Origin of the sequence: Burkholderia puraquae, assembly GCF_002099195.1 — a bacterium.
GTDB classification, from domain to species: domain Bacteria; phylum Pseudomonadota; class Gammaproteobacteria; order Burkholderiales; family Burkholderiaceae; genus Burkholderia; species Burkholderia puraquae.
Map to the genome: position 1 here is coordinate 1 of NZ_NBYX01000082.1, position 455 is coordinate 455.

2 rRNA genes are annotated in these 455 nt (G+C 51.9%); both read right to left on the reverse strand.

What is annotated here, in order from left to right:
- Nucleotide 1: 1 nt before the first annotated feature.
- Nucleotides 2-114, reverse strand: a 5S ribosomal RNA gene (rrf, locus tag B7G54_RS37880).
- Between the two features lie 132 nt (nt 115-246).
- A 23S ribosomal RNA gene (locus B7G54_RS37885) occupies nt 247-455 on the reverse strand; the annotation flags it as partial.

Here is a 455-nt window from a genome sequence, read left to right on the forward strand (position 1 = left end):
AGCCTGACGATTACCTACTTTCACACGGGAATCCGCACTATCATCGGCGTAGAGTCGTTTCACGGTCCTGTTCGGGATGGGAAGGGGTGGGACCGACTCGCTATGGTCATCAGGCAAAGAGGGTTGTCACGTTGCTTCGCAACGCGACCAATCTGGGAAGAAGCAGTAATCTTGAGTTGTGTGTATCACACACGAGAATCCAACCAGTCCTGGCTCACACGCATGGAGCCGAAACAGACTTGTTATAGGATCAAGCCTTACGGGCAATTAGTATCAGTTAGCTGAACGCATTACTGCGCTTACACACCTGACCTATCAACGTCCTGGTCTCGAACGACCCTTCAAGGGGATCTAGTCCCCAGGGATATCTCATCTTAAGGCGAGTTTCCCGCTTAGATGCTTTCAGCGGTTATCTCTTCCGAACATAGCTACCCGGCGATGCCACTGGCGTGACA